Annotated in this window: 1 protein-coding gene; it reads left to right on the forward strand. The window is 42.9% G+C overall.

Annotation, left to right across the window (positions count from 1 at the left end; all coding sequences use genetic code 11):
* Positions 1-312: phage tail spike protein (locus JKP73_RS22450; RefSeq protein ID WP_200412012.1), on the forward strand; the 312-nt coding region annotated here is incomplete at both ends.

Below are 312 nucleotides of genomic sequence, written 5' to 3' on the forward strand. Positions count from 1 at the left end.
GTAGGACAATGGCGTGGGCGTGAGGTTGAATTAGGTAAAGACTTAATAAGTCTAAGGCGTATTGAAAAAACAGATAACATTTTCACAGCTTTAAAGGGTCTGGGTCCTGAAAGGGAAGATGGATCCAGACTAGAAGTGATTGTCGGGGATAAGGAAGCATTGCAGCGATGGGGAAGACCTGATCCGATAACAGGAGAATCACAGCATTTATGGGATACGTACGAACCACAATCCAATGATCAAGACATGACCTTGGATAGGTTAACCACTCTCACCGAAAATGAACTAGAAAAGAGAGTAAATGAAGTGGTG

Source organism: Virgibacillus salexigens (assembly GCF_014905415.1).
Taxonomy (GTDB): Bacteria; Bacillota; Bacilli; order Bacillales; family Amphibacillaceae; genus Virgibacillus; species Virgibacillus salexigens.